The organism is Bacillus cereus group sp. BfR-BA-01349, from assembly GCF_022663795.1.
Taxonomy (GTDB): domain Bacteria; phylum Bacillota; class Bacilli; order Bacillales; family Bacillaceae_G; genus Bacillus_A; species Bacillus_A cereus.
This window is the reverse complement of sequence record NZ_JAKUGE010000022.1, coordinates 1-14,148: the sequence shown is the minus strand read 5'-3', so window position 1 is coordinate 14,148 and position 14,148 is coordinate 1. Positions and strand designations below refer to the sequence as shown.

The window sequence follows — 14,148 nt, the reverse complement described above, 5'->3', positions numbered from 1 at the left end:
TTCCTCAACTTTCATTAATCATCACTTTTTTGTTTTGTCATTGCTTTAATTGTTTTTAGTTGGCTATCAAGCGCCGCTAATGTACTCTCTAGCTTTTGATACTTCTTCACAATTTCATCTTGTTTTTGCAAGTTTTGCGTTTCAATATCTTTAATCTTTTTATCTAAATCACTTACACGTGAATCAATATTTTTTACACGTTCTCCAACTACACCTTTATCACCGAATATTTTATCAAGTGGTTCTTCCATCATTTTTCCTAAACCGTTAGAACTAAAGAAAAATTGCTTCGCTGCATCGGGTTTTTCTTTTAGCGCTTGTGTTAATTTTTCATCATTAACTTCCATCGTTCCATCTTGCTTTAATTGAATACCAAATGTGAATAAATAATTACCATCTTGAGAAAATGTTGCAACATTGTTCATCGCTTGACGTACGGTTTGCATAATTACCTGCCCTTGGAAAACTCCATCTTTCCCAGCAAAAAGGTCAACTGTAGAAACTGCTTTATTATACTCTGCTACCATCTTTTTAATAATATTGGCTGTGTCTGTTAAATTGGAATCACTTACCGTAAATTTTAATTCTACACCTTTTGTTTTTGGATCTGTTGTTGTACCCGCATCTGGTGTCCCTTCTACTTTCGGCTCAGTTACTTTTAACAATTCAATTTTCACGCCCGGAAGAGCCTCAATTGTATTAGTAAAACTTTCAGCTTCAATACCATTAATACTATATTTAGCATTTTGTGCTTCATTGATTGTATTAAGCGCTAGGCCATCCGCATTAGCTAAACCAATATCTTGAAATAGTGTAGATGTGTTCCCCTCAAACTTAATCTGTCCATCTGTTCCCTCTTTTTTCGAGGTCATGAAAATCTTATTTCCAAGTGTATAAGCTGATACACCATAATCTCCATCATTAATCTTATTAATTAAATCTTTATATGTCATATCAGTTGTTACTTTTAATTCTTTACCGCCTAGCTTTAATGTTTCATCTTTAGGAAGCTTCGCATTTATATCTTTAATGTCATTTGAAGCTATTTGATGACGCTGCGCAAGCTGTGTAATAGTCATATTAAAAGTTCCTGCAATCGCCCCACCATCAGCTTTCACATTAATGTAGCCGTCTTGTGTTGTCGTTACTTTTTTCTCATTCCCTTTAAAAGCTGCTAAATCTTTAAACACTTGAGTAAAAGGAGTAAATTGTGTCTTTAAACTTGCATATACTTGTTTATCTTGCGTAAGTTTTTGCTTCTCAGTAGTATACGGTGTTTTCCTCATATCTAACGCTTGCATCTCTAATTCTACTAGGTTAGAAGTATCGATCATATTATTTCCGAGGTTCCAAATTTGTTGTCTACCACCAATACCTGTCATCGTTGTTCCTGCCATTTTTCTCACTCCTTATAGATTACATGTAGTCTAAAATACTTGTTTTACTCATCGTACTAACCGCTTTAAGCGTCGCTTCATACGTTGCATTTATATATGCCAAGTCAGAAATCGCGACCGCTAAATCGACATCCTCAATTTCTTTACGGTTTTCTTGAAGCGCTAAGTTTTGCTCGCTTAAAATTGTTTTAAACGTCTCCATTGTGTTCATTGTTGAACCAACTTCAGTCGTACGGTTAATGATGCCATCTAAGTTTTTCTTATTTTCTCCTAATAACGGTTGTAACGCTTTTTGGTCACCTTTTTGCATCGCTTCGCTCATCTGTTTTAACGTTTTTATTACCGGGGATAACAATGCTTCTCCGTTACGGAATGCTTTTAATTCATAACCATCATTTAGTTGCCAGTTCACATCCCTTTTTCCGCCCTGGTACGTACCATCTTCTGTAAATGGTGACTTTTCTGCACTATCACCACCAAAAATATAACGACCTTGCTCTTTCGTATTCGCTAAATATACAACTTGTTTTAAAATTTGATCTATCTCTGCACCGATGGCTTTCAATTCTTTTTCACTATTTGTTTCATTTAACGCTTGTACTGTTAATTGATCTGCCCTCGTCAAAGATTTCAAAACACCTTGTAAAGTATTTTCAGTTTGTGTTAATACATTTTTCGAATCCGCTATATCCTTTTGCATTTGTTCAATATTTGCCAATGAATGTTGAATCGCAAATGATTTACTTGCTGCAAGTGGGTCTTCACTCATAAGAAGATTTTTCTTCCCTGAAGTTACTTGGTTTCTATGGTATTGTTGTTGCACATTTAAATCCATTAACTGATTCTTCGCCCAGTTTGCATTTTGAAATGTAGATACTCTCATTTCTATCTCCTCCTTATATATTTCCAATCAATTATTATCACTTATCGAATAATCGAAAATAGACTATCAAACACTTCATTCATCGTAGTAATAGCTTTAGAGTTTGCGACGAAATATTTTTGGAAGGCCATTAAATTTACCATTTCCTCTTCCATATTTACACCTTCAACGCTCATTTTTTCTTGCTGAATACCTTCTAATAAGTCGCCATGAATTTTTTGATAACCATTTACTGCACTTTTATCAGATGCAACACGAACTATAAATTGGTCTAATGCTTGTTTATAAGAAAGACCTTCTTTATAATCTCCATCTGTAACTGCTGCTAGTTTATTTGCTGTTTCAGCAGACATTTTCATTTTCGAAACATCTTTTTGGAATTCTGGATTTAACTTCATATCTTTCGCATAATCTCCAACGAAGAAATCTTTTCCCATCACTGTATTCACTTGATTTTTCACTGAACTCATTAAGTCTTCGAGATTTTTTTTATAATCAACAATCTTTGCTTTCGTATCAATCGCTGATTTTATCGCTCCGCTAGTTACAGAGATTTCTGAACCGTAAATCTCAACTGACATTGGGTCTTTTTCTTTATTTAATTGAAGTGGATATGTATCTTGTCCATTTACTGTTAAAATACCATTCATTCTAACACTCGCGATATTAGGATTCATAGATTCATAAGATACTTCGATGTTTGCATACTTAGACATCTCTGTAACGATGCGATCTCGTTCGTCTAAAAGTTGATTCGGCACTTGTGTACCCGCTTGTCCAATTTTATGATTCGCTTCTACTAAACTAGCAGCAAGACGATTAAATTCATTAACATGCGCTTCAATATCTTCTGCTGTCTGTGCTTCCACTGTATCTAAGTTTTTCGCAAGACGATTCACTTGACTTGTGAACTTCCCAGTTTCAGAAATTAATGTATCGTAGTAGTTTGGTTGCTCTGGATTTTTTGCTACTTCACGAAGGGCATTAAAGAAACCGTCCATTAAACTAGATAATGAATTCTTCCCTGTCGTTCCAACCATAGACTCTACACGTGATAAAGTTGAATTCATGTAGTTATAGTAAGAGAGCTGAGATAATTGATCATTAAACTGCTTCGTCTTTACCTCATCAGTAATACGGTCAACACCTAGCGTTTGTACACCGTAACCAATTCTCTGTTCTGGCGTATGACCATTGCTTGCTCCAACAGATCCGTAATTCACCATTTGACGAACATAACCCGGTGTATGAATGTTAGACAAGTTTTGTTTCGTTGTTTGTAACCCCATTTGAGCCGCTAACATGCCCGATAGCGGTGTATTATAATCAGATAATCTCATAAAGTTTCACTTCTCCTTTACAATAGTTCGTTCATAAAGATTTGCGAATTATTGTTTCGCTCTAAGTTATATTCAGAAACAGAATCCACAATACTTTCTGTAGTTTTTAATAGTACGTTTAAGTAATATTGATTTTTCAAAAGAAGCATTTTTACATTCTCTTCTAATTCAGTTACGTTTTTTTGTAATTCTTCCATTTTTTCGATTTCTTCTTGAGAAAAATACGAAAATAACGCACTTACACGAAATGATTCAACCCCTTGTTCTTTACAGAACTGAACAACCATTTCTTCTAATGAGCTTGATAACCCTTTTAAACCATCAATGTACTGCAATTGCTCTACTTGCAATTTTTGAACTGCATTTACATTTTTATTTTTTAAATTCTCATATATTTGCTCTCCAAGCGCTTGAATATTTTCATACGCTTTTTGAATAATAACGAGTTTTTCATATAATTGTATGTACATATAGCTTCCTTCCTTTTACAAGACTAAATTCACAATTAAACCATGGATTTCTCCAATTTGATTTAACATTTCTAAATGTCCTGTTTTCGTATTAATTAAATTCATAACATCTTCTAATTCATTCAATCCCATTTCTGCCTGTTTCACAATCGTCATTTTCTGTGAATATCCGTAACGCGGGTGACGAGACATGACATCTTTATACTGCAATACATTATCCACGTAAAAATTCAAAAATGATTTTACTGTATTTTTGTATTCCATTACATTATCAAGCGTTAATTCCATTTCAATTTTCTCTTTAATTTCTCCAATATTATCGACAAACGCTTCCATTTGTTCTAGTAATTTATCTTTTTTCGGATCTGCATGCAAATTATCCGAAAATGCAAGTCCTGTTCTGACATTTGCTTCTTTCGGCATTTGAGTAGCAGGCGGTATATGCGATAAAATTGGATTATGCGAGATAGAACGTAGCATATATATCACCTATTTATTTTTTTATTTCTTCCTAAACTTAATCGTAAAATCCAGTTATTTATAATTATACTCTGAACAGTAATATTTTGCAGTTATTTTTTATAAAAGATATGTTACAATTTAGCATGAGGTGGCACAATTCTATGAATATTTTCCTTTGTGGTTCAAATCAATTAACAGCATTAGATCAAGAAGAAATCAAAAAATTTTTAGCTGACTATGCTCACAAACATAAAATTTACATATTATGTTATAAATCTATTGAAAATGAGGTTCTTCGTTTTTTCGTTGAGAATGAAAGACTCGCTCAAAATTTATGCCTTTACACGCTGCAACCATTGCAAGCAATAACAGATGAATTTCAAGAAGTCGTTGATTACTTAAAAAAACACGGAGCCGAATATATTGCTTTTGATCATCCTTCTGACTCCATTTACCGATCAGATTATATGTTTTTTGTTAAACAAATTATTGAAGACACTGATTTAGTTCTCTGTTTTTATAATGGTGACAAACATACATCTGTCATCCCTGTCGATGTTGCAAAAGAAGCAGGTATTGATGCTGTCATTTATGATTTACCAGGATTACATGAAAAGCAAATGAAAAAAAGCTTTGAACAAAAAATTCGTATGATGTAAAGGGGGAGGCACAATACCATTATTGTGCCCATTGTAAATATGATAATTGAACAAGATTATGATCATTTTATCGCGAGTTTTAAACAACAATTCAATATGGACATCGCTTCATATAAACAAGATAGAATGCGCCGTAGAATCGATGCTTTCATTTCGAGAAAAGGCTTCGAAAACTACACTAATTTTTTAAACAAATTACGCGCTGATCAAAATTTATTTTTAAATTTTATTGACTATATTACAATTAACGTTTCAGAGTTTTTTAGAAATAAAGAACGATGGCAAACTTTAGAGTCGAAAGCACTACCAAAATTACTCGAACAAAATAGCGGAAAATTAAAGGTATGGAGTGCCGCTTGCGCTGCTGGTGAAGAACCATATACACTCTCTTTAATTTTATCAAAGCATCTAGCTCCATTTCGTTTTGAAATTCAAGCAACAGATCTTGATTTTCATATTTTAGAAACCGCAAAACGCGCTCAATATACAGAACGTTCGTTAAAGGAATTACCTACTGATTTGAAAGAACGTCATTTCACAAAAGAGAATGATCTATATTCATTGCATCAAAACATTAAACAAAACGTCTCGTTTAAACAACATGACCTTTTAATGCAGTCATTCGATACAAATTATGATTTGATTATTTGTCGTAATGTAATGATATATTTCACAGAAGAAGCAAGAGTAAAACTTTACGAAAAATTTAGTCGTTCTTTACGAAAAGGCGGTGTACTATTTGTTGGTAGTACGGAACAAATTTTAACACCCGAACGTTACAATCTTCAGCGATTTGATACATTCTTCTACGAAAAAATATAAAAGAGGTCGTCACAATGGAGTGACGACCTTTTTACATAACTCGAATTAAAATAATACCGACAATCCATATGAAGAGAAAAAGAAACGTCATAGACCATTTATGTTCTTGCATCGTTTGTTTCAATGCCTGTGATAATTGTGTCATGTTCATTTCCGCAAGCGCTCTCCATACACTTACATCCCGATCTTTAGCAATGCGGTCTGTAACGCTAATTAAAATCGTTTCGTTAGACAATTTCGTTATATAAGCAGTAATAACCGTTACCATCAAATTTATATTTCCTTCTGAAGAATCACTTTCCACTCTAGAGATAAGTGCACTTACATCTAGTAAAGGAATATGTACTTTTCTACCAAATGATAGTTGTACTTCAGCGAAATCATATGTTCCATCTAACAAAGAAAGTTCTTTTATATGCGCTTGCTTAATAAGTCCTTGCAGGCTTCTAATTACTTGTTCAAATACTTTTTCTGATTGCTTTCCTTCTTCAGATAACGTATGTAACTTTTTAAAAAGTTGTAACACTGTATCCATCTCTTTAGAAAGCATTTCCTTCATAATCTTTCCATCACTTAAACTTGCAAGTAAAATACCTATCTCATTATTTTTCGAAATAATTTTAGACTGTCCAGTAAACACTAAATTGCTACGCTTTCGTTCTTTCTGGATTTCATGTTCCGAAATAGCTGCAGGCTGTTTTAATGGTTGTAGCGTCTTATCTTCAATTGTCGTACGTTTAATCTCCATTTAAGCGCCTCCACTACTATGAAATAATTAGCCCCATTCTTTATTACTCTTTAAAACTAAAAACAGTACGAACAAACCTGACATGATAGTAAATACATCCGAAGCTTGTACTCCCTGTTCACCTTTTTCTTCTTCCTTGTCTTTCGTTTCTTCTTTTTGTTCTTTCTTTTTAGAGACAACCTGTTTGTTATTTTTCTCTTTTTGGTCCTTCGCCTTATGTACTTCCTTGTTGTCTTCGAACGGCTCTTTTATAACGTAAGTAAATTCCTCTTTCTCTTTCAACGGTTCTTTTATAAACTTATTTACTTTCTCATCTTGCTTCGGAATTTGAACAACTGGCAATTTTTCTTCTGGAAGCGGGTTTTTGATTTTCAAATCTTTTTGCTTCTCATTTTCTTTCTTATCTTCTAATTCATTTTCTAGTTTATTATCTAATTTCTCTTCTTTCTCTTTCTCTTCTTTCTTTTTATCATCTTCGTTTTTTGGCGCCAAAACAGAAATGGTATATTCACTTTCTTCAACAAGTTTATTACCTGCTGCATCTATTATCTCTACAAGTAATTCGTATGGCCCAGCCGGCAATGCTTCTGTTATTTCAAATACTTTTTGCCAATCCATATCATGCTTGTTGTAGTCTAATAAAAACGAAAGCTCTTTATTTTCTTTCCCTTTTAATGTAACGCGCACTTCTTTTACAACCGATTCTATATCTGACGCTTTTACTCGTATATGTATAGAATCTCCCTGTTTTCGTTCAACTAAGTTCTCTTTTACTTCATCAATAGTAACTTTCTGTAACTTTGGCAATTCTTTATCTATAGTTGGCGTTTCATTTTTAATACGAATGAGCGGGACTTTCACTTCATTTTTTACGATCTCTTCTTTCTCATTCTCTTTGTAACTTTGAACGAGCTGAAGATTCCAATCACCTTGCAAATCAAAATCCCCTGCTTTATAGTTAGCAACCCAGCTCTTCGTTTCTTCATCATACTCAAAAGATAGTATTCTTTCTTGCGCATATTGCTCGCCATTTTTTTGTAACTGCAATATACCTTTCATGCTTTGAATGTTTTTCCCATTTGGTTCTACAGCAATTCGCACTTCTTCGCCAACTTTAAGCTCCGGCTTATTTACTGTAATAATTCCCTGTTCTGTTTCTATCTTTCTTTCATTCAATTGTTTATTTACTACTTCTTGTTGTTCTACTTCTTGTTCTGCTTCTTTTTGTTTCTCTTCATCTTGTTTCGTTTCCACTTGCTCTGAAGATTTTTGAGATTCCTTATTTTCTTCTTGTACATTCACTTCATTTATTTTTTGATCTGGCTCAATTTGTTCCTCAGCCTGACTTTGCAAGGGGAAGAACAAGCACACATGTATGCATAGCCAACTCATTAGAAAAAACTTTACGTTTTTCATCTACTAGTTCAAACTCCTATTTCAATGCCTTATAGTGATTTCGTCACTTTTACTCCGAAAAATCCATCTACATTTACAAGTTCACCATACGCCACTAATACATCATTTACATAAATACGAATCGGTTCATCAATATCCTCATCTAGTACAACTGCTTCATTTTCTTGTAAACTTAATATATCTTGAATCGTTTTCACTGTACTTCCAAATACAAATTTCACGTTCATTTCTACATTTTGTAGAATGGACGTGTCCATATATACTGGTTCCATTTGTTTTACTTCTTTAAATTCAATAGGTTGCACAACTGGTTCTACAATTTTTTCTTCTTCAATTTCTTCTGTGGCAATCTCTTCTTCTTCCACCATCGGATACAGAAGTCGCCTTACCATTTCTTTCGCTTCGGAAATTGGCAAAATTTGATACATCTTCGATTGAAGCAAATCGCCAATTTCAAGATTGAACGTAATTTGAACGAGTTCGTCCACTTCCATTGCCTCTCCCAAATATTCCATTTCTTCTTTTAACGTTACAAATTTAACATTTGGCGGCGTCATGTCCATTTTTTCTTGAAACATTTCTGACATCGCCGTAGCAGCATGACCCATCATTTGGTTCATAATTTCTTTAATACCGCTCAGTTCTAATTCAGTAAGCTCTTTTTCTGGGTCAACTTCCCCTGTTCCCATCATCATTAAATCTACCATTATTAAGGCAACATCTTTCGTAAATACGAATACATTCTCATTCTTTAGCCCTTCAACAAAGTCGACATTTAAAATAACAAATGGTACTGGTACTCCATCATAATGACGAACATTGATTGCTTCCACATTTGGTGTACTAATTGTAACTGGCTGATTTAAAAGCGTTGATAATACTGTTGAAGCGGAACCAATTGAAATATTTGCAATTTCACCAAGAACATCTTTCTCTTCTTGTGTTAAATGCTCTTTTTCAACTTGTTCTTCTACAATCTCAGTTTCCACTACTTCTGCTGGTTCGTCTGTTTCTTCTACTCCACCAGATAATTGCATTAATTTATTTACCATTTGTTTCGCATGCTCAACTGAAACAATTTGCACAAGTTTAGAGTTTACAAGATTATCTATCTTTAAATCAAACGATACTTTAACAATCGTATGATTCCCATCGATTTCAGAGATTTTCTCCATTTCTTCTGATAACTTTACAACTTTAATCGTCGGCGGAGACATATCTACTGTATCTTGGAAGAATTCCGACATAGATGTAGCTGCGAATCCCATCATTTGATTCATCGCTTCTTGTACAGCACTGAGCTCTAATTCACCAAGTTCTTTTCCGTCCTCCACTTCACCTGTTCCCATCATCATTAAATCAGCAATGGACAATGCAACATCTTGCTTAAGGACAAGAAGGTTTTCCATATCTAATCCTTTTGTAAAATGAATGTTTAATACAACATGTGGAACTTCGACATCTCTTGAATCATATAAATCTACCAACTCTATACGAGGAGCAGTAATGCTTACTTGCCTATTTAAAACTGTTGATAATACAGTCGAAGCTGAACCAAATGATATATTTGCAATTTCGCCAAGAATATCGCATTCTTGGGGCGTTAAATGCTCATTTTCTTTTTCTAGCACAATCGTGCTCGTATCCCCTTTTGTGTGTTGCTCAGGCATTTTTCCTGCCTCCTCATTTCTGTTTTTCTATCTAATAATATAAACTCTTATTTTATTTTAGCAAACTCATTAGTATAAAACGTTACTATGTATCCCATTATTAGATTCGTAACGATTAGCCAAAAAGCTCCCCAATTGTATACAAGTGGGGAGCTTTCCTTCATTCCTATTATAAACCTTCTGGGTTTAAAATGAGGACCACTCGTCCATCACCGAGAATCGTCGCACCAGAGAAATAGTTAGAACTCTCTGCAAAGAAGTCACCTAATGACTTTAAGACTATTTCTCTTTGACCGATAATTGTGTTTACAATAAGTCCATAGCTGCGATGTGTATTACGAACAATTAACACAGGAACCATTTGACCATCATATGACGCAAACGCCTCATCTACTGTTTTTTCACCAAATACAGTACTTAAATGTTTCACTTCAATAATTTGATTACGATAATTTAACACATCTTTTCCTTGTAAGGATTGGATGTCTTCTCTCTTAATTCGAATTGCTTCAACGATATTTCCAAGAGGTAAAGCATAACGCTTATCATTTGTTTGAACAAGCATAGATTGAATAATAGACAACGTTAATGGAAGTTCAATTCTAAATGTACTTCCCTTTCCTTCCTCAGAATCAATAATTAAATGTCCACCTAAACTATGAATCGTATGTTTTACAACATCTAATCCGACACCGCGTCCAGAAAGATCTGATACAACTTCAGCTGTACTAAATCCTGGTTGGAAAATAAGATCAAACACTTCACGATCTGTTAACCTATTTGCATCCGCTTCAGTTACAACGCCATTTTTAATCGCTTTTTCTAATACTTTCCCTTTATTAATACCGTTTCCATCATCCGTAATTTGAATAACGACATGATTTCCACTATGAAAGGCTTCTAATTTAATCGTACCTGTCTCATTTTTACCTGCATCACGTCGTTTTTCAACAGTTTCAATACCGTGATCGATTGCATTTCGAATTAAATGAACGAGCGGATCACCGATTTCATCAATAACAATTTTATCTACTTCAGTATCTTCACCTGTAATTTGTAAATCGATTTTTTTCCCTAAATCTTTCGCTAACATACGTACCATACGCGGGAAACGATTGAACACAGTTTCAATCGGCACCATACGCATATTTAATAGTACATTTTGAATATCTTTTGAAATATCGCCTAATCGATTTAAATGTTCAATTAGCTCCTTGTTTTGAATCGTTTGAGCCAATTCATCAATGCGCCCACGTTCAATTACACTTTCTTCAAACATATTCATTAATCTTTCGATTTTCTCTAATTGAACACGAATTGAACGATTCTCCACTTTAGCATTTTTCGTTTTTGTAGTACTTTTAGCTGGCATAGCACTTGAAGGTTGATGCGTTGCCTCTATTGGTGATTCTACCTGCGTAGCCACAGCTGGTTGTAGCTTTTCTTCTACTTGCACAACTTCTTGTGTAACGACTTTTTTAGAAGCTACTTCCTTCGATATAGGTTCTCCTTGCTTTACTTCCACTTTCTCAATTTCAGAAACATGAAGTACTACTTGTTTCAATTCTTCTATACTACAATCCGTATCCATAAATACTGTAAATTCAAATCCGAAAGCATCTGCTTCAATTTCTTCAATACTCGGAGCTGTTTTTTGTATATTCCCTACATTTTGCAATGCTTCAATACACATAATGGCACGTACTGCTTTTAAAATTGCTTGCTGTTCAACTGTTATATGCACTTCATGCGAAACTGCATCATCGGTGTCTATATGATTTTGCTCTATATGTTCCGTAGGAGTTTCTACATTACCGTTCAATAATGCTTCTAATTTCTGTTTAGTTGAGGCTACATCAATATTGCCCATTCCACCTTGTTGCACATCTGCAACCATCTTCTCCAAATTATCAATGCACTCAAAAATCACATCAATAATATCCGCATTTACAACTATATTTCCATGACGAATTTCATCTAACACATTTTCCATCTTATGCGTTAAATCAGCCATTTCCGTAAATTCCATGCTCGCAGACATACCTTTGAATGTATGGGCGGATCGGAATATTTCTCCTACAACATCCATATCAGCAGGATTTTGTTCTAACACTAGCACATTTTCATTTAGCGACTGTAAATGTTCTTCTGACTCTTCGAAAAATATATTTAATAGATCTGTTTGCATTTTTATCCCCTACCTGTCTAACAAACATTTCATTTATGTATAACAATTTAGTATTTTACAATGAGAAAAAAGGGGGCCACACGTCGATCCGCTATCACTGTTTTGATTCCTTGTGGCACCCCTTCTATATTAACTATTTGCTACTTTTGTTAAAGCTTCAATTACACGATCCGCTTGGAATGGCTTTACAATAAAGTCTTTTGCCCCGCCCTTAATTGCATCTAATACCATACCTTGTTGTCCCATTGCAGAACAAATAACAACCTTTGCACTTGAATCAATTTTAATAATTTCTTTTAATGCTTCAAGCCCGTCCATTTCTGGCATAGTAATATCTAATGTTACAATATCAGGTTGAAGTTCTTTATACTTTTGAATTGCTTCTACCCCATTCTCTGCTTCGCCAATAACTTCAAATTCAGCATTACTTTTTAATAAGTTTTTAATCATCGTTCGCATAAACATCGCATCGTCTACTACTAAAATTTTATGTGCCATTCTTTTTAATTCTCTCCTTCTATGTATAAATATATCTTAATATTTCACCTTATCATTCTCACTCATTATACAAAATAAAATGATAAAATTTAATATTTTTTTAAAAGAATTTTCGTGTTTTTATTATTTTATTATTAAAATAATAATATACTACTCTTTTATATAAATAACAACGCGACGGTTTTTTTCCCAGTTTTGCGGTGAATCATTTGGTACAATTGGCTTTGTGTCTGCATATCCTACCGCAGCTAGCCTTTTATCGTCCACATTATACACTTCAATTAAATGGTGAATCATATTTGCCGCTCGTGCTGAAGATAACTCCCAATTAGAAGGGAATTTCTCGTTATGAATAGGTCTACTATCTGTATGTCCCTCTACAACAATTGGGTTAGGTACGGATTGAAAAAATCCAACTAATTGACTTATTATCCCTTTCGCTTCGGGCTTAACGTTCGCATCGCCTGTATCAAATATTAAATTATCTACTATAACGACGCTTACCCCTGTATCCTCTCGATATACATTCACTTGACTAATACCATTATTATCTACATATGCTTTTAACTTTTTATATAATTCATCCATTCTCTTTTTTGAAATCATTTTTTCATCATTTTTTTCATGTGAAATATCCGGTATTGTATTTTCCATTACTTTTGCATCTACTTGCCCCGTATCACTAAACTTTTCAAGCATCTTTGACAATTTTACTGCATCTTGCTTTGATGTAGCAACTAGTAATACAAAGAAAGTTAATAATAACATCGTTAAATCTGTAAAAGTCGTCATCCAACGAGGCGATCCCTTTTGCGGTCCTTTACTCATCATACCACTCCTTGAAATATTAGGCTGCTCCTTTTACCTTTTTTACCTTTGTTTCGTATACGTATGTATCCAGTTTCAACTTTAATTTAGAAGGGATTTGTCCACGATACAATTCTGAAATTGCTTCTATTACAAACTTCTTCTCTGTATATAACTCTTCAATACCACGATATACTTTTTCCGCAAGAGGGATTGCAATCATATTCGCAAGTACAGACCCATATAATGTCGTTAACATCGCAACTGCCATTCCTGTACCAATTTGCGATGTATCTTGTAAGTTTTGGAGCATAATGATAAGACCGATTAACGTACCAATCATTCCCCAAGCTGGAGCAAAATCACCAATTTTATCTAATAATGCTGCTCCTTTTCTTAACTCATACACTTCCGTGTCAATATCTTTCAATAACACTTCTTTTAATTCATCTTCATCGTAACCGCTTAACATTAATCGAATTCCTTTTTGAATAAAAGGATTGTCTACTTGCTCTCCATCTACCTCTAAAGAAAGCAAGCCGTGCTTTTTAGACTTTTTCGAAAAATCGACAAACAAATCCGTTAACTGTTCTAAATCTTCTTCTCTTCTATGTAAAACAGTAAAAATGCTTTTCGTATATTTTTTTATTTCTCCAAATCGATATGCCACAACAATTGTCGCTGTTGTTCCCCCATTGCTATCAAGCTAACAAAACAAAAAACCCCCTAAAATGAAAAAATACGCTATTCTTTTTGTAGAATCATAGGAAAGGATGGCGTTTTTGTAT

General features: G+C 34.0%; 13 protein-coding genes and 1 pseudogene. 2 read left to right on the top strand and 12 right to left on the bottom strand.

What is annotated here, in order from left to right; translation table 11 throughout:
- Positions 1 to 14 precede the first annotated feature (14 nt).
- From MR169_RS13765 to MR169_RS13745, 5 genes are read right to left on the bottom strand one after another with little or no spacing between them, the layout of a single operon-like run.
- A complete protein-coding gene (locus tag MR169_RS13765; RefSeq protein WP_242319547.1) occupies positions 15 to 1,397 on the bottom strand; it encodes a flagellar hook-associated protein 2 in 1,383 nt (460 codons plus the stop codon).
- Between the two features lie 19 nt (positions 1,398 to 1,416).
- The gene (locus tag MR169_RS13760) at positions 1,417 to 2,280 is read right to left on the bottom strand and encodes a flagellar hook-associated protein 3 (RefSeq protein ID WP_242319546.1); all 864 of its coding nucleotides are present in this window, start codon (positions 2,278 to 2,280) and stop codon (positions 1,417 to 1,419) included.
- A 41-nt stretch (positions 2,281 to 2,321) separates the two neighbouring features.
- The gene (gene flgK / locus MR169_RS13755) at positions 2,322 to 3,620 is read right to left on the bottom strand and encodes a flagellar hook-associated protein FlgK (RefSeq protein ID WP_242319545.1); all 1,299 of its coding nucleotides are present in this window, start codon (positions 3,618 to 3,620) and stop codon (positions 2,322 to 2,324) included.
- A gap of 17 nt (positions 3,621 to 3,637) precedes the next feature.
- Positions 3,638 to 4,090: a hypothetical protein gene (locus tag MR169_RS13750; RefSeq protein WP_000275885.1), complete on the bottom strand. Its 453-nt coding sequence runs from the start codon at positions 4,088 to 4,090 to the stop codon at positions 3,638 to 3,640.
- Between the two features lie 15 nt (positions 4,091 to 4,105).
- Positions 4,106 to 4,570 (bottom strand): YaaR family protein, encoded by a 465-nt coding sequence (locus MR169_RS13745; RefSeq protein ID WP_000946323.1) that lies wholly within the window; start codon positions 4,568 to 4,570, stop codon positions 4,106 to 4,108.
- A 143-nt stretch (positions 4,571 to 4,713) separates the two neighbouring features.
- On the opposite strand from MR169_RS13745, the gene MR169_RS13740 reads away from it, so the two are divergent.
- Both MR169_RS13740 and MR169_RS13735 read left to right on the top strand, forming a co-directional pair.
- Positions 4,714 to 5,211: a flagellar motor switch protein FliG gene (locus MR169_RS13740; RefSeq protein WP_242319544.1), complete on the top strand. Its 498-nt coding sequence runs from the start codon at positions 4,714 to 4,716 to the stop codon at positions 5,209 to 5,211.
- Between the two features lie 39 nt (positions 5,212 to 5,250).
- Positions 5,251 to 6,033, top strand: a complete 783-nt coding sequence (locus MR169_RS13735; protein WP_000582873.1) for a CheR family methyltransferase — start codon at positions 5,251 to 5,253, stop codon at positions 6,031 to 6,033.
- Positions 6,034 to 6,064: 31 nt separating this feature from the next.
- Here the strand turns inward: MR169_RS13735 and MR169_RS13730 are convergent, their stop codons facing one another.
- The 7 genes and pseudogenes from MR169_RS13730 to MR169_RS13700 form a co-directional block, all read right to left on the bottom strand.
- Entirely contained in the window at positions 6,065 to 6,781 is a 717-nt protein-coding gene (locus MR169_RS13730) for a hypothetical protein (RefSeq protein WP_242319543.1), read from the bottom strand.
- A gap of 27 nt (positions 6,782 to 6,808) precedes the next feature.
- The gene (locus MR169_RS13725) at positions 6,809 to 8,197 is read right to left on the bottom strand and encodes a transglycosylase (RefSeq protein ID WP_242319542.1); all 1,389 of its coding nucleotides are present in this window, start codon (positions 8,195 to 8,197) and stop codon (positions 6,809 to 6,811) included.
- A 29-nt stretch (positions 8,198 to 8,226) separates the two neighbouring features.
- Positions 8,227 to 9,867 carry a flagellar motor switch protein gene (locus MR169_RS13720; RefSeq protein ID WP_242319541.1) on the bottom strand — a complete coding sequence of 547 codons (1,641 nt, stop codon included), beginning with the start codon at positions 9,865 to 9,867 and terminating at the stop codon, positions 8,227 to 8,229.
- Positions 9,868 to 10,036: 169 nt separating this feature from the next.
- A complete protein-coding gene (locus MR169_RS13715) occupies positions 10,037 to 12,055 on the bottom strand; it encodes a chemotaxis protein CheW (RefSeq protein ID WP_242319540.1) in 2,019 nt (672 codons plus the stop codon).
- A gap of 129 nt (positions 12,056 to 12,184) precedes the next feature.
- Positions 12,185 to 12,553, bottom strand: a complete 369-nt coding sequence (locus MR169_RS13710) for a response regulator (protein ID WP_000940568.1) — start codon at positions 12,551 to 12,553, stop codon at positions 12,185 to 12,187.
- Between the two features lie 150 nt (positions 12,554 to 12,703).
- Entirely contained in the window at positions 12,704 to 13,381 is a 678-nt protein-coding gene (locus MR169_RS13705) for an OmpA family protein (RefSeq protein WP_000033627.1), read from the bottom strand.
- A gap of 19 nt (positions 13,382 to 13,400) precedes the next feature.
- Positions 13,401 to 14,054, bottom strand: a pseudogene (locus MR169_RS13700) (MotA/TolQ/ExbB proton channel family protein); the annotation flags it as partial.
- Positions 14,055 to 14,148 lie beyond the last annotated feature (94 nt).

What these genes read in the sequence shown, in the direction of transcription:
- MR169_RS13745 (WP_000946323.1), bottom strand. Translation starts at nt 4,570, where the DNA reads ATGCTACGTTCTATCTCGCATAATCCAATTTTATCGCATATACCGCCT.
- MR169_RS13725 (WP_242319542.1), bottom strand. Translation starts at nt 8,197, where the DNA reads ATGAAAAACGTAAAGTTTTTTCTAATGAGTTGGCTATGCATACATGTG.
- MR169_RS13730 (WP_242319543.1), bottom strand. Translation starts at nt 6,781, where the DNA reads ATGGAGATTAAACGTACGACAATTGAAGATAAGACGCTACAACCATTA.
- MR169_RS13740 (WP_242319544.1), top strand. Translation starts at nt 4,714, where the DNA reads ATGAATATTTTCCTTTGTGGTTCAAATCAATTAACAGCATTAGATCAA.
- MR169_RS13715 (WP_242319540.1), bottom strand. Translation starts at nt 12,055, where the DNA reads ATGCAAACAGATCTATTAAATATATTTTTCGAAGAGTCAGAAGAACAT.
- MR169_RS13720 (WP_242319541.1), bottom strand. Translation starts at nt 9,867, where the DNA reads ATGCCTGAGCAACACACAAAAGGGGATACGAGCACGATTGTGCTAGAA.
- MR169_RS13765 (WP_242319547.1), bottom strand. Translation starts at nt 1,397, where the DNA reads ATGGCAGGAACAACGATGACAGGTATTGGTGGTAGACAACAAATTTGG.
- flgK (WP_242319545.1), bottom strand. Translation starts at nt 3,620, where the DNA reads ATGAGATTATCTGATTATAATACACCGCTATCGGGCATGTTAGCGGCT.
- MR169_RS13760 (WP_242319546.1), bottom strand. Translation starts at nt 2,280, where the DNA reads ATGAGAGTATCTACATTTCAAAATGCAAACTGGGCGAAGAATCAGTTA.
- MR169_RS13710 (WP_000940568.1), bottom strand. Translation starts at nt 12,553, where the DNA reads ATGGCACATAAAATTTTAGTAGTAGACGATGCGATGTTTATGCGAACG.
- MR169_RS13705 (WP_000033627.1), bottom strand. Translation starts at nt 13,381, where the DNA reads ATGAGTAAAGGACCGCAAAAGGGATCGCCTCGTTGGATGACGACTTTT.
- MR169_RS13735 (WP_000582873.1), top strand. Translation starts at nt 5,251, where the DNA reads ATGATAATTGAACAAGATTATGATCATTTTATCGCGAGTTTTAAACAA.
- MR169_RS13750 (WP_000275885.1), bottom strand. Translation starts at nt 4,090, where the DNA reads ATGTACATACAATTATATGAAAAACTCGTTATTATTCAAAAAGCGTAT.